General features: G+C 55.9%; 18 protein-coding genes and 1 tRNA gene. 9 read left to right on the top strand and 10 right to left on the bottom strand.

Going from position 1 to position 16,180, the window contains the following annotated elements:
- Positions 1-127: 127 nt before the first annotated feature.
- Positions 128-619 (bottom strand): cell envelope protein SmpA, encoded by a 492-nt coding sequence (locus ACN1C3_RS32815; RefSeq protein WP_419119878.1) that lies wholly within the window; start codon positions 617-619, stop codon positions 128-130.
- A gap of 320 nt (positions 620-939) precedes the next feature.
- On the opposite strand from ACN1C3_RS32815, the gene mgtE reads away from it, so the two are divergent.
- Entirely contained in the window at positions 940-2,382 is a 1,443-nt protein-coding gene (gene mgtE / locus ACN1C3_RS32810; RefSeq protein ID WP_419119877.1) for a magnesium transporter, read from the top strand.
- Positions 2,383-2,538: 156 nt separating this feature from the next.
- Here mgtE and ACN1C3_RS32805 read toward each other — a convergent pair whose 3' ends face one another.
- The gene (locus tag ACN1C3_RS32805; RefSeq protein ID WP_419119876.1) at positions 2,539-2,865 is read right to left on the bottom strand and encodes an Arc family DNA-binding protein; all 327 of its coding nucleotides are present in this window, start codon (positions 2,863-2,865) and stop codon (positions 2,539-2,541) included.
- 385 nt (positions 2,866-3,250) lie between these two features.
- On the opposite strand from ACN1C3_RS32805, the gene phnN reads away from it, so the two are divergent.
- The gene (phnN, locus tag ACN1C3_RS32800) at positions 3,251-3,835 is read left to right on the top strand and encodes a phosphonate metabolism protein/1,5-bisphosphokinase (PRPP-forming) PhnN (protein ID WP_419119880.1); all 585 of its coding nucleotides are present in this window, start codon (positions 3,251-3,253) and stop codon (positions 3,833-3,835) included.
- On the opposite strand, the gene ACN1C3_RS32795 is transcribed toward phnN, so the two are convergent.
- The 3 genes from ACN1C3_RS32795 to ACN1C3_RS32785 form a co-directional block, all read right to left on the bottom strand.
- Positions 3,810-3,989 (bottom strand): PA3371 family protein, encoded by a 180-nt coding sequence (locus ACN1C3_RS32795; protein WP_419119875.1) that lies wholly within the window; start codon positions 3,987-3,989, stop codon positions 3,810-3,812. The genes phnN and ACN1C3_RS32795 overlap by 26 nt on opposite strands.
- A gap of 22 nt (positions 3,990-4,011) precedes the next feature.
- Positions 4,012-4,233, bottom strand: coding sequence for a hypothetical protein (locus ACN1C3_RS32790; RefSeq protein ID WP_419119874.1), 222 nt, complete (start codon positions 4,231-4,233; stop codon positions 4,012-4,014).
- A 67-nt stretch (positions 4,234-4,300) separates the two neighbouring features.
- Entirely contained in the window at positions 4,301-4,555 is a 255-nt protein-coding gene (locus ACN1C3_RS32785; RefSeq protein ID WP_419119873.1) for a hypothetical protein, read from the bottom strand.
- On the opposite strand from ACN1C3_RS32785, the gene ACN1C3_RS32780 reads away from it, so the two are divergent.
- Positions 4,528-4,604 (top strand) — tRNA-Arg (locus tag ACN1C3_RS32780). The two genes, ACN1C3_RS32785 and ACN1C3_RS32780, sit on opposite strands and share 28 nt — an antisense overlap.
- Before the next feature lie 145 nt (positions 4,605-4,749).
- Here the strand turns inward: ACN1C3_RS32780 and ACN1C3_RS32775 are convergent.
- Complete coding sequence (locus tag ACN1C3_RS32775; RefSeq protein ID WP_419119872.1) at positions 4,750-5,208, bottom strand: Lrp/AsnC family transcriptional regulator; 459 nt, start codon at positions 5,206-5,208, stop codon at positions 4,750-4,752.
- A 269-nt stretch (positions 5,209-5,477) separates the two neighbouring features.
- On the opposite strand from ACN1C3_RS32775, the gene ACN1C3_RS32770 reads away from it, so the two are divergent.
- The 5 genes from ACN1C3_RS32770 to ACN1C3_RS32750 all read left to right on the top strand — a co-directional run bounded on the left by ACN1C3_RS32770 (position 5,478) and on the right by ACN1C3_RS32750 (position 12,467).
- Positions 5,478-6,866, top strand: a complete 1,389-nt coding sequence (locus ACN1C3_RS32770) for an amino acid permease (protein WP_419119871.1) — start codon at positions 5,478-5,480, stop codon at positions 6,864-6,866.
- Between the two features lie 316 nt (positions 6,867-7,182).
- Positions 7,183-8,787: a response regulator gene (locus ACN1C3_RS32765; RefSeq protein WP_419119870.1), complete on the top strand. Its 1,605-nt coding sequence runs from the start codon at positions 7,183-7,185 to the stop codon at positions 8,785-8,787.
- Positions 8,784-9,476, top strand: a complete 693-nt coding sequence (locus tag ACN1C3_RS32760; protein WP_419119869.1) for a sensor histidine kinase — start codon at positions 8,784-8,786, stop codon at positions 9,474-9,476. The genes ACN1C3_RS32765 and ACN1C3_RS32760 overlap by 4 nt, the downstream gene beginning before the upstream one ends.
- 292 nt (positions 9,477-9,768) lie before the next feature.
- Positions 9,769-11,010: a glutamine synthetase family protein gene (locus tag ACN1C3_RS32755; protein ID WP_419119879.1), complete on the top strand. Its 1,242-nt coding sequence runs from the start codon at positions 9,769-9,771 to the stop codon at positions 11,008-11,010.
- A 71-nt stretch (positions 11,011-11,081) separates the two neighbouring features.
- Positions 11,082-12,467, top strand: a complete 1,386-nt coding sequence (locus ACN1C3_RS32750) for an MFS transporter (RefSeq protein WP_419119868.1) — start codon at positions 11,082-11,084, stop codon at positions 12,465-12,467.
- Between the two features lie 75 nt (positions 12,468-12,542).
- On the opposite strand, the gene ACN1C3_RS32745 is transcribed toward ACN1C3_RS32750, so the two are convergent.
- The 4 genes from ACN1C3_RS32745 to flgA all read right to left on the bottom strand — a co-directional run bounded on the left by ACN1C3_RS32745 (position 12,543) and on the right by flgA (position 15,141).
- On the bottom strand, positions 12,543-13,289 hold the full coding sequence (locus tag ACN1C3_RS32745; RefSeq protein ID WP_419119867.1) for a flagellar brake protein: 747 nt from the start codon (positions 13,287-13,289) through the stop codon (positions 12,543-12,545).
- Positions 13,290-13,381: 92 nt separating this feature from the next.
- Positions 13,382-13,849, bottom strand: a complete 468-nt coding sequence (locus ACN1C3_RS32740) for a flagella synthesis protein FlgN (protein ID WP_419119866.1) — start codon at positions 13,847-13,849, stop codon at positions 13,382-13,384.
- A gap of 48 nt (positions 13,850-13,897) precedes the next feature.
- The gene (gene flgM, locus ACN1C3_RS32735; RefSeq protein ID WP_419119865.1) at positions 13,898-14,224 is read right to left on the bottom strand and encodes a flagellar biosynthesis anti-sigma factor FlgM; all 327 of its coding nucleotides are present in this window, start codon (positions 14,222-14,224) and stop codon (positions 13,898-13,900) included.
- 146 nt (positions 14,225-14,370) lie between these two features.
- On the bottom strand, positions 14,371-15,141 hold the full coding sequence (gene flgA / locus ACN1C3_RS32730) for a flagellar basal body P-ring formation chaperone FlgA (RefSeq protein WP_419119864.1): 771 nt from the start codon (positions 15,139-15,141) through the stop codon (positions 14,371-14,373).
- A 78-nt stretch (positions 15,142-15,219) separates the two neighbouring features.
- On the opposite strand from flgA, the gene ACN1C3_RS32725 reads away from it, so the two are divergent.
- The gene (locus ACN1C3_RS32725) at positions 15,220-16,152 is read left to right on the top strand and encodes a chemotaxis protein CheV (RefSeq protein ID WP_419119863.1); all 933 of its coding nucleotides are present in this window, start codon (positions 15,220-15,222) and stop codon (positions 16,150-16,152) included.
- Positions 16,153-16,180: the final 28 nt, after the last annotated feature.

Genomic DNA, 16,180 nt, shown 5'->3' with positions numbered 1-16,180 from the left:
ACTCGGGCTGGTCTCAATACTGGACACGATAACCCGGCTTAGCCGCTTAACCTGAACCGCCGTATACGGAACCGTATGTACGGTGGTGTGAGAGGACGGCGGATGTAAATCCGCCTCCTACTCGATCCTAGCGTTTGCCTGTTACGCAGCCTTTCTCATCGAACACGATCTGGGCGCTGCGACCTTTCTTTGTATCGTAACGATAGCTCGTGGTCGCATTTCGAATACTGACTTTGTCAGGTTTGCCCAGTGCGCTTTCGACTTCCTGTTGGCTCATGCCGGGCACGACTCGTTGATTGATGATTGCCTGGCGGCGTTCTTTGGCGCTGAGCACATTTCCACAATCGTCATTGTGCTGTCCGACGATGACCAGCGGCTCTATTGCTGATTTCGTACTGAATGTTTCCTGGGGACCGCTCTTTGGGGAGATTGTCTTGATGCCGCCAGGTGCCACATTGACCGCATTCTGGATCAGGAGTGTCTCGTGCGGCGAACAACCCAGAGTGGTGAAAGTAACGTGCCCACCAGCGTTTTCGCATCGGTGCACCGTCGTGGCGTTTGCTTGCATCGATAGCCAGAGCAGGGTGGAACACAAGGGTGAGATCTTTCTCAGTGACATGCGACGTCCTCCGTGACGGTCCCGAAAAAGGATAGACGGTACTTTCTTGACCTCGTGTGTGTTTTCTTTTCTGAATGAGTCGTCGCAGCTCTATAGATTCGGACAGCGCTCAGGTTTGCGTCGCAAGCGCTTGTTCTTGCCAAGATTTTTTAGCGTTAAAAGACATCAGGCGGTGTATCATTGCGCCCGTCAGCCCCGCCGGGGCTTGTGGAATACCTCCATGGACTTACCCAGTAGTTACTCAGTACCTCGTTTTTACAATCATGAATTGACTGATTGATCCTTCCGGCGTGCCCCGCTGCTGGGAGTGGAGTTCGCCTATGTCTGAAGTTGAAGTAAAGAAAACGCAAGAAAGCCTGCAAGACCGCCTCGCACAAGTCATTGAGTTGCTGCAGCGCCAGCGAGTGGTCGAAGACCTGACTCATCGCCAGGAAGGTCCTCATCACGACCGGGTCGAGAACCTGGTCCACCGGCAAAACCTCGTCGAGTTGCAGCGCAAGCTCGATGATCTGCACTCCGCCGACGTTGCCTACATCCTTGAAGCCTTGCCGCTTGCAGAGCGCCTGACCCTCTGGCAACTGGTCAAGGCCGAGCGCGACGGCGATATCCTCCTTGAAGTATCCGACTCCGTTCGGGAAACGCTGATCGCCGACATGGACGATCACGAAATCCTGGCGGCCGCCAAGGAAATGGATGCCGACGAACTCGCTGACCTGGCCCCTGAGCTGCCGCGAGACGTCGTCCACGAACTGATGGAAACCCTCGATAGCCAGCAGCGTGAGCGTGTTCGCTCCGCGTTGTCCTATGACGAGGAGCAGGTCGGTGCGCTTATGGACTTCGAGATGGTGACTATCCGTGAGGATGTCAGTCTCGAAGTGGTATTGCGTTACCTGCGTCGGCTTAAAGAGTTGCCGAGCCATACCGACAAACTGTTCGTGGTCGACTACGGCGGTGTGCTCAAGGGCGTGCTTCCGATCAAACGATTGTTGGTCAACGATCCGGACAAACAAGTATCGGATGTCATGGCCAGCGATACGGTGAGTTTTCACCCGGACGAAGATGCGTATGACGCTGCTCAGGCTTTCGAGCGTTATGACTTGATTTCGGCTCCGGTGGTCGACAAGAACGGCAAACTGATCGGCCGTCTGACCATCGACGAAATGGTCGACCTGATTCGTGAAGAGAGCGAAAACGAAGTTCTCAACATGGCGGGTCTGCGTGAAGAGGAAGATATTTTTGCGTCAGTCTGGAAGTCCCTGCGCAACCGCTGGGCCTGGCTGGCAATCAACCTGATTACCGCTTTTGTTGCCTCTCGAGTGATCGGCCTGTTTGAAGGCTCCATCGAGAAACTGGTGGCGCTGGCCGCTTTGATGCCGATTGTTGCCGGTATTGGCGGCAACTCGGGGAACCAGACGATTACCATGATCGTGCGCGCCATGGCGCTGGATCAGGTCAGTACCGGCAATACCTCCCGCCTGATGCGCAAGGAACTGGCCGTCGGCTTGATCAATGGCCTGGTCTGGGGCGGGGTGATCGGCGTGGTCGCCTATTTGCTGTATGGCAGTTGGTCGTTAGGCGTGGTTATGACGGCGGCGATGACCCTCAATCTGTTGCTGGCGGCGTTGATGGGAGTCCTGATTCCCATGACCCTGGCGCGTTTCGGGCGCGACCCTGCAATGGGGGCGAGCGTGATGATCACCGCGGTGACCGACAGTGGCGGATTCTTCATCTTTCTCGGGCTGGCAACGATTTTCCTGCTCTGATCCTCTCTGCGCAGCCTTGCCTTGGCTGGCTGCGCGAATTCTTCTTTCTACGCTTGATGGGGCTGCGGCCAGGATGCGTTTGCTGTGAAATACGGCCGAGCCAAATTTCGGGCAAAAAAAAGCCAGCGCTAAGCTGGCTGAGCTTTCGGGATGGAATCAGGTGGCGTCTGTTGCCATTTCGGCGTCATGGGCGATCAGGGAAACCAGTGCGTTTTGCTGACGATGCGAGAGTTGGCGGAAACGTTGAAGCAGTTCGCGTTCATGCAATGACAGCTCCGGGCTGTCCAGTCGCATGCTCAATTCTTCGCCCAGCGCGCCTTCCTGAATTAGACTTTGCTCCATGCGCGCGATGATTTCGGAGTTCATGCTGCGATGATGATTGCGAGCCACCTCGGCGATGCGTTCACGCATTCCATCGGGCAGACGCACGACGAACTTGTCAGCCGTACGGCTGGAATAAATTGCCTGTTTCAATGGGCGCATATATTTAACCGGTTAGTTCAGGGGAGCGGTTTTCGGAATTGGCCGCAAGATGTCTGATAGGACAAGCTTTCCAACCAAATGTTCAACCTGAATTGTTAAGAGGCCCGCATCATGCCTCGAAAATGCCAGATCACTGGCGTCAATTCTGTGACAAATATTGCGCTGGGTAAAGGCGTTCTGCCAGTACCCATTATCAGAAATGCGGATTGGTTTGAAAAGATTGCCCCCATGCCGCACATCTGGCTGCGTCCTCTTGCCCGACAGGAGGTGTCTGAAGCCTCCGGAGCGCGCATTCCATGCGGATCCGATCGTTTATCCTTCAAATACAGGATAGTGGCAAATGGCCGATTTACTAGGCAGTCAAGCGACAAGAGACGTTACTGAGATGCCGGGCAGAGTGATTTATTTGATGGGGCCGTCGGGAGCGGGTAAAGACAGCCTTATAGATGCCTCCCGCGAGCCTTTGCGCAGGCTCGGGTGTGATGTAGTGCGACGAGTCATCACGCGCTCGGCCGAGTCGGTAGGGGAAGATGCCCTGGGCGTCTCTCTAGCGGAGTTCGAGCGACTGAAGCAGCAAGGAGGTTTCGCCTTGTATTGGCGTGCCAACGGCCTCGAATACGCAATACCGGTCCAGATTGATGAGTGGCTGGATCTGGGCCGTCATGTCTTGGTTAATGGTTCCAGGGAGCATCTGGCTGAAGCACGGAAACGCTACCCGACGTTGCTCCCCATTTTGTTGACGGTGAAGAGCGAAGTCTTGCGTCATCGACTCGTGCAGCGCGGGCGTGAAAGTGCCGATGAAATTGAAGCGAGGCTGCGGCGCAATGACCTGTTTCTCGCTAGCGGGTCTTCAAACGACGCGACTCCAGTCATACGCCTGGATAATTCGGGTGAGTTGTCTGCTACCGTCGACCATTTCCTTGAGTTGCTGGAGCAGGCGGGAGTCAGCGTAAAACAGGATCAAACTTGATTTTGCGTCCGGCAATCAGCGCCAGAATGAACAAGCTGGCAAATGCTCCAAAAGCAATCAACGGCAGAGCGCTGGAGTCTTTCCCTGTCAGGAAGAGATCCAAGGCACCGCTGAGTATCGCCAGAATCAAAAATCCTACGGCTGGTTTTGACATGCTGTGCTCCTGATGAAGTGATTCAAAATACCCAGCTTTCCGAATGCTGACGGGTGAGTTGCTGAACCTGGGTATCGCTCGCAATCTGGGCCGATTGAAGAGAGTGGTCGCTTATCACCGCCACTTGAGGTGCTTGATGTTGGGCGTAATGGGCAGGTGTTGACGCGCTGCTGCCAGACTGAAAGTGAAACATCACCACGACAGCCAAGGCGATTGCATTCAGGAAGAAAAGGGCGCGGTTCATGACGGTGTCTCCGCTGTTTCTTTTGAAGGTAATAAAGCAGCGGTTGTGCCAACAGTTTAACGGCTATTTAGTTGTTTAAAAACAATGAGTTAGGTTGTTTTTGAATAGGGCTGCCATTGCATTTTGCAATGATGGCATTTTGAAGTGATGCAATTTGCACGATCGGCGATGCGGCGGTCTTGTGTTCGCTCTGGCCTACACTTAAAAAGCCTACGGACGACATGACAAAAGCAGGCTTGGCCGTTAACATGCACGCCGTCCCTTGCACCGCACATTTCTTTGCGGTTGCCATTTGTCTCAGTAGCTCAATTGGATAGAGCATCCCCCTCCTAAGGGGAAGGTTGGCAGTTCGAACCTGCCCTGGGACACCATATAATTCAAGGCCTCCAAGCATTTCAGGGGTTTTCGCCGTATCCCAAAGGATGCAAGGCGGATGCACCAGGAATGCTTCAGGCAACGAAAGCCCCGCTCAGGATCTCTTGGCGGGGCTTTTTTGTAAGGGGCAAGTCCACGCGCTTACAGCGGCAAGGTATTGCAGTGTTTGATCTCCTTGAGCGAAAACCCGGTGTACATTTCCTTGATATTTCCGAGCGTACGTATGCGATGCATGGCGAGTTCATGGAATGCCTCCATGTCTTTGACGACTACCTGCAAGAGGTAGTCGTATTTCCCCGACACTTTGTGACAGGCAATAATGTTGGGCAGCGCCAGAACTCCCGCTTCGAATTGCTCCATGGCGTCCTCGGAGTGACTATCGAGGGTGACGCTGATGAAAGCAAAAAGCCCCAGCCCCATAGTCTTTGGGTTCAGGTGCGCGTGATACCCGATAATCACCTCCTCCTCCAGGCGCTTCAGGCGCTTCCAGCAGGCTGGCGCCGACAGGCAAACACGAACGGCGATCTCGGCGTTCGTCAGGCGACCATTCATTTGCAGAATTTCCAGAATTGAACGATCAACCTTATCCATTTCCGCCATGTGTTCTCTCCATTTAACAATGAGTACGCGGTAGGGCGATTGGCCCCATCTCGCAGGTCCTTGATCAGGCATCCATTTCCAGAAGCTAAAAATATTAGAAAGAAAATTACATAAAGAACACATTTTGGATAATTAACGTCTGAAAAATAATTAAATGCAGAGGCGTTTCGAAAGCTAATTTTTGAGGCTCTGAAATACAATTTCTTGTCGTTTTCGACACCCCAAGCTGCTGGCTCTGACAATAAAAATAAGTAACAACGGAGGCAATTTTGAGCATTTTCAGAACAAAAGACCTGGACGCAATGATTGCTGCTGCCCGAGCTCCTGCCGGGTTGAAAAAAGTGCTGGGGCCGATGGATCTGGTCCTGATTGGTATCGGCGCAATCGTGGGGACGGGCATCTTTGTCTTGACCGGAACCGGCGCATTGACTGCGGGGCCGGCCCTCACGGTTTCATTCCTGATAGCGGCGTTGGCCTGTGCATTTGCAGCGCTCTGTTATGCCGAGTTCGCCTCATCTGTACCGGTAGCCGGCTCGATTTACACCTATAGCTACGCGACGCTGGGAGAGTTGGTGGCCTGGATGATCGGCTGGGATCTGATGCTCGAGTACGGACTGGCAAGCTCGGCTGTGTCTGTTGGGTGGTCGGGTTACTTCCAGTCTCTGCTGAGCGGATTTGGGCTGAGTCTTCCGGTTGTGCTTACGGCGGCTCCAGGCTCTTTGCCCGGTGTGGAAACCTGGTTCAACCTGCCCGCACTGGTGATCATGCTGGCAATCACCTGGATGCTTTCTATGGGCATCAAGGAATCGGCGCGTGTAAACAACGTGATGGTAATGATCAAAATCGCCGTGGTGCTGCTCTTCATTGCCGTGGGTGCGCGACATGTTCAGCCGGCTAACTGGCAACCCTTTGCTCCCTTTGGCGGCCATGGCATTTTGAGTGCTTCAGCCTTGGTGTTTTTTGCTTTTATTGGTTTCGATGCGGTTTCTTCTGCCGCCGAAGAAGTGAAAAAACCGGCGCGTGACCTCCCCATTGGCATTATCGGTTCCTTGGCCGTTTGTGCGGTGTTGTACGTTGTTGTTTCAATGATCATGACCGGCATCGTGCCCTATGCCCAATTTCTTGGCGTTGATCATCCGGTCTCATTGGCGTTGCAATATGCCGGTGAAAGCTGGGTTGCCGGGTTCGTTGATTTAGGCGCAATCGTTGGCATGACGACCGTCATTCTGGTTATGGCTTACGGTCAAACCCGGATCATTTACGCGATGTCGCGGGACGGACTGCTTCCCCAACGCCTTTCCAGGGTTCATCCACGATTTGGAACCCCATTTTTTGCCACCTGGATGGTGGGAATAATCTTCGGGCTGATCTCGGCACTGATTCCGCTTAATGTCCTGGCCGAACTGATCAATATCGGTACGTTGGCCGCATTCAGTCTGATCTCGGTGGCAGTGATCGTATTGCGCAAGACCCGGCCCGATCTTCCTCGCGCATTCAGATGCCCTGGCGTGCCCGTTGTCCCGTTGCTCGCCATCGCGTTCTGCGTGATCTTGATGACCTTCCTCAAGCAGACGACTTGGCTGGCATTTGGTGCGTGGCTGGCAATTGGCCTGGTGATCTATTTCGCCTATGCGAGGCGCCGCTCGCTGTTGCATTAATCCTGCATTTCGTCAGTTCTCTTCGGAGTCGAACCCCTCTGCCAAATAAATAGGCAATTGATTGCCCGTACCTATAAGGGAACGCCACAACTGGCCGATAACCCCATGTGCAGTTGTCCTCCTGAGCTGTCTGAATGTCTGGGAAGCACGTAGATCGAGCCCAGACGTGCGGCAGGCAGGAGGAATCGCAGGTGTGTAAAGGTGCTTGATTGCCTATGGCTACTGGCTATCATCTGCGCGCCGAAATGGGCAGCGAAGCTGAGCTCGTCCCTGCATTTGTCTTTGGGTTCATCTTCCTACTTGTCTGGAATCTTCGATGCTGGCGTACCAACAAAAAAGCTTTTTGATCGTCGATGATTTCTCTGATTTCCGCAGTTCAGTCCGGTCCATGTTGCGCGAGCTGGGCGTCAAGGACGTAGACACTGCCGACACGGGTGAGCAGGCGCTGCGCATGTGCGCGCAGAAGCGCTATGCCTTCATCCTGCAGGATTACCATCTTGGGGACGGTAAAAAGAACGGTCAGCAGGTGCTCGAAGACCTGATGGTCGAGAAGCTGATCAGCCATGAAAGCGTGTTCATCATGGTCACCGCCGAGACCAGCCAGGCCATGGTGCTCAGTGCCCTCGAGCATGAGCCGGACGCCTACCTGACCAAACCTTTCAATCGCTCTGGGCTGGCCCAGCGGTTGGAGAAGCTGGTGCAGCGCAAAAATTTGCTCAAGCCGATCCTGCAAGCGCTCGACCGGGGTAAACCCACCGAAGTCCTGGCTGCCTGCGCCGCCCTCTGCAAGCAGGAGCCGCGGTTCGCTCCGCTGTGCCTGCGTTTTCGGGCTGATGCCCTGCGCGATCTTAATCAGCAGGAGGCGCTGGAGCGCTTTCTCAATACCCTTCTGGCAGACCGCCCTTTGCCTTGGGCCTATGCGGGGTTGGGGCGATTGCTGTTCAAGCGAGGTCAGGTCAGCCAGGCGCAGACCGTGTACGAAACGGCGCTGAAGGCTTTCCCGATGATGCCGGCGCTCTACGACGGAATGGCGGATGTGCTGGTCGCCCAAGGGAACACTAAGCGCGCACAAAGTGTGCTGGAGGAAGCCGTTCGCTTGTCGCCACTGGCTGTGCGCCGACAGTCGTTGCTCGGCAAACTGGCGTTGGCTAACGAGGATTTTGAAGGCGCGTCGAAAGCCTATCGCCAGGCTGTAGCCCAGGGACAGCAGTCACGTTTCAAGGACCCGGAGAGCAATCTCGGTCTGGCCCAGGCGTTGATCAGTAAAGGCAGTGAAAGAGGGCTCGATACGCGGACCCGGCTGGAGATCAATCAGACCCTGAGCGAGGTCGCCAAGGAAAACCCCAGCGATCCGGGGCTGCAGGTGCGTGCGCGGCTGATGAAAGCCACCAGTTTGCTGCTCAACGATGCCGAAACCGCCGATAAACTGACCGAGCAGGCGATGGCCCGTCTTGAGGGCATGGAGCAATTCATGAGCGCCGACGCGGCGCTATTGGTTGCCAAGCAACTCCAGCAATTGGGTCAGGCGGATGCCGGTGCGTCCATGCTGAAAAACTGTGCGGAAATCTACGGTGACGATCCGGTGGTAATGCAGGGCATTGCCAAACTGACCGATGACCCGGCGATTCTCAACTCCGGCAACGCCGCAGCCGATCTTAACCGCCAGGGCGTGCGTAGTTACAAGGCAGGCACCCTGACCGAAGCCCGGGAACTGTTCCGCGGGGCCCTGTTGTTGCAACCGAAGAACATCAGTATTGCCTTGAACATGGCGCAATCGTTGTTGCACGGTACCGATGCCAGTCTCGACACGGCACTGTTCGAAGAGTGCCGGGCCTGCTTGAAAATGATTGGCATGATTCCCGAGAGTGATACGCGCTATCCGCGTTACGAGAAGCTGCGAAGCAAGGCGTTTGGCGAATGAACGACAGTGCCAAGGGGCTCGATTTCTCCACGGTAATTGCCTCCACCGTGCACGACATGAAAAATTCTCTGGCCCTGCTCATGCAGGCCCACGCTCAGTGGCTCGCCGGTTTGCCTGACACCCACCGGCAAACCGGCGAGCAGGGCGTTATCGATTACGAGTTCGCTCACCTCAATGGCATGCTGGTGCAGTTGCTGGGGCTATACAAACTGGGCGTTAACCAATTGCCGTTGAAGCCGGACTATCATGAGCTGGATGACTTCATCGAAGCGCAGCTGGCCTGTCACCATGAGGTATTCAGCAGTCGCGGCATTGTCGCGACCTATGAGGTCGATGATTTTAGCTCCCTCGGTTTCTTTGATCGGGAACTGGTCGGTTCAGTGGTGGCCAATATCATCAACAATGTCATCCGCTATGCTCGCCACGCCTTGTTGATCAGCGTTCGCGAGGAGGCTGGGCAGCTGTTGTTGACCATCAATGATGACGGCGCCGGTTACCCGGCACAGATGATCGAGCGTCAGGCGGATTACGTGCAAGGCATCAACCAGAGCAGTGGCAGCACCGGCCTGGGCCTGTACTTTGCCGCGCGCATTGCTGAACTGCATCAGCGCAACGGCGTGCGTGGGCGTATCGAAATCAGTAATGGCGGTCCTTTGGGGGGCGCACTGTTTAGCCTCTATCTTCCTTGAGTGCTGCCTCTCTTACGCAGCCGCGTAATTCTCTTCCGACATCCTGAATTATCGTTTCAGCCTTCACTTCACGATTGATCTGCATCTTATATCGCTGTTTTTCGCACGTGCCTGCTTGAAATCCTGAACGGGTGGTGCGTATTTTGTACGGGTCGCCGTTCGCGGCTTGCACAACAACAGGGATTGAGTCATGACGACCGATGGCCATCGTTCACTCGCGCAGCGATTGACGGGCATTGATGAGATTGAATGTGTCACTCCGGATCTGAATGGTGTGCCACGTGGCAAGGTGATGACCTGCGAGGGGTTCCTCGAGGGGCGACGGTTGCAGATGGCGCGGGGAGTGCTGCTGCAATGCATCATGGGCGGTTATCCGCCGGCGCGTTTTTACGGCAGCGATGACGGCGATCTGGCGCTCAATGCGGATCCGAAACATATCTATCGCTTGCCCTGGAGCAAGCAGCCGCGTGCGTTGGCGATTTGCGATGCGGATGAGTTGACCGGGGGAAGCTCAAACCTCTCAACTCGCGGCCAGCTTAAGGCGGTTATCGCGCGTTACGCGGCGCGGGGCCTGGCACCGGTGGTGGCGACCGAGCTGGAGTTTTTCGTATTTGCCCCGAACACCGACCCGACCCAGCCGTTCCTGCCGCCTGTTGGTCTGGACGGGCGTCGCGAGGACGGTCATTCGGCGTTCAGCATCAGTTCCAATAACGGCTTGCGGCCGTTCTTCAGTGAAGTGTATGAGTGCATGGCGGCGCTGGGTTTGCCGCGCGATACATTCATGCACGAGATGGGTATCAGCCAATTCGAGATCAATCTGTTGCACGGCGATCCGTTGCTGCTGGCTGATCAGACGTTCCTGTTCAAGCACTTGCTCAAAGAAGTCGCGCTCAAGCATGGTTTGACGGTGGTCTGCATGGCCAAGCCGCTGGCGCATACGCCGGGAAGCTCGATGCACATTCACCAAAGCATTGTGGAGCTGGGGACCGGGCGTAACGTGTTCAGCGACGATGCCGGCGAGCCGACCGCGACCTTCCGCCATTTCATCGGTGGTCAGCAAGCGGCTATGGCCGATTTCACTGCTCTTTTTGCGCCGAACGTGAACTCCTATCAGCGCTTGTGCCATCCTTATGCGTCGCCGAACAATGCCTGTTGGTCCCACGACAATCGGGCTGCGGGTTTGCGGATTCCGGCCAGTTCGCCCGTGGCGCGACGGGTCGAGAATCGTTTGCCTGGCGCCGATGCCAACCCTTATCTGGCGATTGCCGCAAGCCTGGCTGCCGGGCTTCATGGCATAGAAAACGAGTTGGAGCCGAGCGCGGCGATTCAGGGTGAATTCAAAGTGCCGGAAAGTTTGTCGTTACCTTGTACCTTGCATGCGTCTCTTGAGCGTCTGAAACGTAGCCAATTGGCAAAGGAACTGTTTGGTAAAGAGTTCATCGAAGGCTACATCGCTTCGAAGACCATGGAGCTGACTAGCTTCTATGATGAAATCACTCCCTGGGAGCGGCGTGTTTTAGCGGCCCAGGCATAACCGACTCGTCGCCGTCGGTCTATCGTTCTTGATAGCCCGATACTCAATTCAAGGAGCCGCTCGGAACGCCGATGCGCCAAATCTGGAAATCCTTTCGAGCGCTTTATTTCGCCTCGCTGATGATGCTTATCGGCTCAGGCTTACTCAGTACTTACCTGGCGTTGCGCCTGGCCGCCGACCATGTCGACGGTCTGTGGGTCGGTGCATTGATGGCAGCCAACTATTTCGGCCTGGTGCTGGGCGGGAAAATTGGCCACCGGCTGATTGCCCGGGTCGGACATATCCGGGCGTACGCGACGTGCGCCGGGATCGTCGGCGCGGCGGTGCTGGGCCATGGCCTGGTGGATTGGTTACCGGCCTGGCTGTTTCTGCGGATGATCGTCGGCCTGGGGATGATGTGTCAGTACATGGTCATTGAGAGCTGGTTGAACGAGCAGGCCGAAGCCAAGCAGCGTGGCCTGGTGTTCAGCGGCTACATGATTGCGTCCTATCTCGGGCTGGTGCTGGGTCAGCTGATTCTGGTCATGCACCCGGCACTGGGTCTGGAATTGCTGATGCTGGTGGCCCTGTGTTTTGCCTTGTGTCTGGTGCCCGTCGCCATGACCCGACGCATTCACCCGGCGCCCCTGCATCCGGCACCGATGGAGCCGCGCTTCTTTATGAAGCGTGTGCCGCAATCGTTGAGCACCGTGTTGGGTGCGGGGTTGATCGTCGGTTCGTTCTACGGTCTGGCACCGCTGTATGCCTCTCAGCAAGGGCTTTCCACGGAGCAGGTCGGTCTGTTCATGGGTAGCTGCATCTTTGCAGGTTTGCTGGTGCAGTGGCCGTTGGGCTGGTTGTCGGATCGCTATGATCGGGCGCTGTTGATCCGTAGTTTTGCGTTTTGTCTGGCACTGGCCGCGTTACCTCTGGCGATCATGCCGCAGGTGCCACTTGAGGTGCTGTTCATCGCCGGTTTCCTGTGTTCATTGGTGCAGTTCTGCCTGTATCCCTTGGCGGTGGCGTTTTCCAATGACCATGTTGAAGGTGATCGACGTGTTTCGCTGACGGCGATGCTGTTGGTGACTTACGGCGTCGGCGCAAGCATCGGGCCGTTGGCGGCGGGTGTGCTGATGAAGCTGTTCGGCAGTCATATGCTCTACGCGTTCTTCAGCTTTTTCGCACTGGTGCTGGTGTGGCGTATTCGGCCTAAGGCTGTGACCAACCTGCATCAGGTCGAGGATGCGCCTCTGCATCACGTGGCCATGCCAGACAGTATGTCGAGCTCGCCATTGGTGGCTTGCCTTGACCCGCGGGTCGACGAGCAGGTTGTACAGGATCAGATGCAGAACCATGTAAGCCCTGAATCCGAGCCTGAACCATCGCCTGAATCGGACCCTGATCCTGACCCGGACGCACCACCGCCTGAGGAGCCGGGGGAGGATCACCCTCACGGCCTCAGTGCAGCAAGGCCCTAGTCGTACAGGCCGCTAGAAACAAAAAACGGGCAGTCACCGAAAGGGACTGCCCGTTTTTTTATTGAGGTATCAGGTTCAGAAATCGTCTTTATCGAAGCGGCGTGCTTCACGCTGAAGCTGATAGACGAAACGTTCGACCTGCCGTTGCACCAGGCCGCTCATGTTGTGAAAGCGTACCCCGGCGAAGGTCGTGTCGATCCGTTCTTCGTGATGCAGATAGCGCAATTCGACCGGCGCGGTCATGTTGCCGAAGGGCAGGGCGGCGATGAAACGGTCATAGACCTCGCCTAGCTGCAGGCGGTCAGAGATGTCGCCGTCAAAGCGCAGCTTGCAGCCGGTAGCCGAAATATCCAGCAGTTTGCCGTTGACTGGCGCCTTGAGTTTTTCGCCGCCGAGCTCGATATTGACCAGCTGAGCCAGCTTCAGAGCGGCGCGAAAGGCGTTGCGACGTTGGTGATAGACCACTTCGACGGGCATCATGCCGCGATAGCAGCGACTACCATTGGATTCGTCGATCGTCAGGGCGCCATTGCCGTCCCACGCAATCCGCACGCCATCGTGGAAACCCTCGACGCGGTACGCTTCGCCATTGAGCAGGAAACGCTCGCCGTCGCGAGGAATCATTTCGTCCAGGGCGATCATGTTGCTGTCTCGATCAACTTCGACCAGATAGCTCTGAAAGCGCTGAGTGCGCTCGTGGAAAGTGATGATCAGTGGGTCATGGCTCTCTTGCAGCAACCGCAGATTGGCGGCGATTTCCAAAGGGGTAGTGAGCACCTTTGGTGGCTGCGGAGCATCTTCCGCGTTTAAGGCATTGAACACGGTTCATCAATCTCCAGACAAAATACGACACGCAAGAGCTAGCATTTTGCCAGCATGTTTCGCGCCTTGATAGAGCGCGCTCAACTCTGATTTCAAGCCTGACTGAGTGGTCGCGGCTTCGCAAGCCGGGAGGTGGATCCGCGAGCATCATAAAGGGCGGGAGGTTCGCCACCCGTGAGGATTTTCAGCTGATTGGCGGTGGTGGCCTGCTGAACCTGGATCGAGCGACCGTTGAGTTCGTTGGCTGTCTGGCATTTGGCCAGAAGCTGGTTGAGTTCATCGCTCTGAGTCAGCAACTGATCGCCAATGGACGATTGCCCGGCCAGTTGTTCCAGGCCGCTGTGATTGGCCGGCAGGTTAAGGCTGACAAGAATCTGGCTGCGTTTGCGGCCATGCTGTTCGAGCAAAATGATCAGTGCCTGTTTCTGCGCGAGAATATCTTCGAGCAGTGGCATGTCGCGACCGTGCAACGCCAGGGATTCGGCTTGCAGCAACTCCAGCAAATGTTGAGCGGGAGCAAAGTCGTCGGTGATCAGTTGCAGTAAATGAGTGTCGTGCATGGCTGGCCTTGGGTTTTAAGCGTCCAAAAGCCTGGCGCAGGCCTTTGGCTAGCGCTGGGCTTCGAAGTTGAGCAGTTTGCTGGCTACACGGTTGCTGTCGACTTTATAGCTGCCATCGGCAATCGCTTGCTTCAACTCGGCCACGCGGGCTTTGTCGACAGCAGGTTGATCGCGCAGCTTGTCAGTGACCTTCTGCAACTGTTGAGCCTCATTACTGAGGTGGACCGATTCCCCGCTTTTGCTGGTACTGGCCTGTTCGGCCGGGGTATTCACCGGCGCGGATTTACCGGCATCGCCGGTTTCCTTGCTGCCGCTGGTACGCGTACTGCTGGTGGGTGAGGGGGGGCTATTTAACCGGCTGAAATCGATGACCATAATAGAAAACCTCTGGGTATTTGGACGCTTGCCATGTTTTCGGCCATACCCGGAAAAACTTTAGGCTCAATTATGGGTAAGCGCGCAGCGGCGCTTGCCCTGCTTGAGGCACAGTTTAGGGAACGCTTTAGCACAGCGCCAGTTCTCTACATGGTGACTTCAACCTGGCCCGGGGCGGTCACACGCGCTTTGATCACCCGTTGAGAGTTCAGATTCTTGACCCTGATCTGTTCGCTCAGACCGCCGTTGGACAGGGCTTCGCCGGGCATTCGTACATTGAGCGTGCCGCTGCGGGCGGAGATCACCACTTGATCGCCTTTGCGAACGACCTCCGCTTGTTCCATGTGGACAAGGGTAATGACTTGGTCGGTGACCATTGGTCGGACGAGTTTCTGACCAATGGCTTGATCGACCGATGTCAGATAGCCCTGATTGATCTGACTGATGTCCCGCTCGCGTAACGCGACGTCCTCGGGCTCGATGATTCCGGTGCGTTTAAGGGGGCGAGTGGTGGTAACGACTTCTCGAAACAGGCGCACTTGAGCGGGAACGAAGACGGTCCAGGGTGAGGCTCCGTCGCAACGCACCTTTACGGTGACACGCCCCAGAGGCTGAGCCGGACTCTCCAGCGTCGCTGTCAATTCCTTGTCGCATAACGGCATGCGCAAGCGAGGATCGAGCTGGTTGACCTGGATTTCGTAGCGTCCCTGGGTCTGGCTGGTCGCCAAATAATCTTCAACGGTGAACTCAAGAAAGCCTTGAGTGACGCCGATAAGCAGATCAGGCAAGGTGACCGAGTCAGCAAAGGCAAGGCTGCCAACGTTGAAAAAGCACAGCGCTGACAACGCGCAAAGTAATTTTCGGTACTTTGATGTCCGGGAAGTCAGGTGTCGGAAAAGTGTCGTTTTTTCGTTCATAGCGGTTAAAAAGCAAGCCCCGTGCCGTTTAGCAATGAATGCGCGTCGGATCTTAAGCGTTGGTGTAGGAGTCTGGGCATGGCTGGTGTAATGGATTCGGTAAACCAGCGCACGCAACTGGTGGGGCAGAATCGCCTTGAGCTGTTGTTGTTCCGTCTTGACGGCCAGCAGCTGTATGGGATCAACGTGTTCAAGGTTCGGGAGGTGCTGCAATGCCCCAAACTGACCCTGTTGCCTAAATCCAATCCTGTCGTGTGCGGTGTCGCAAATATTCGGGGGGCGACCATTCCGATCCTTGATCTGGCAATGGCGACCGGCTCGGGTGGTTTGAAAGATCAAAGCAATCCCTTCGTGATCATCACGGAGTACAACACCAAGACTCAGGGCTTTTTGGTCCGCTCGGTCGAGCGCATCGTCAACATGAACTGGGAGGAGATCCATCCGCCGCCCAAGGGCACGGGTCGCGATCATTACTTGACGGCGGTGACCCGGGTCGACAATCAGTTAGTCGAAATCATCGATGTCGAGAAAGTTCTGGCGGAAGTAGCGCCGACCTCGGAAGTCATTTCGTTTGGTGTGGTGGACGTCGAAACCCAGCACAAAGCCATTTCTCTGCGGGTGCTGACGGTCGACGATTCGTCGGTCGCGCGCAAGCAAGTCACGCGTTGCCTGCAGACGATCGGAGTCGATGTCGTGGCGTTGAACGACGGCCGACAGGCGCTGGATTACTTGCGTAAGTTGGTCGACGAGGGCAAGAAACCGGAAGAAGAATTCTTGATGATGATTTCCGACATCGAGATGCCCGAAATGGACGGTTACACGCTCACGGCCGAGATCCGCAGCGACCCACGCATGCAAAAGCTGCATATCATCCTGCATACTTCGTTGTCGGGTGTGTTCAATCAGGCGATGGTGAAGAAGGTCGGTGCCGATGACTTCCTTGCCAAATTCCGTCCTGATGACCTGGCATCCCGGGTAGTCGACCGGATCAAGGCAGCAGATAACAGCTAGGGGCGTTTGCTCCTGGCAGTCAACACGA

It is taken from the genome of Pseudomonas sp. H11T01 (genome assembly GCF_048515765.1).
Lineage (GTDB): Bacteria > Pseudomonadota > Gammaproteobacteria > Pseudomonadales > Pseudomonadaceae > Aquipseudomonas.
The sequence above is the reverse complement of the archived record's forward strand: the minus strand, read 5'-3'. Positions and strand labels throughout refer to the sequence as shown.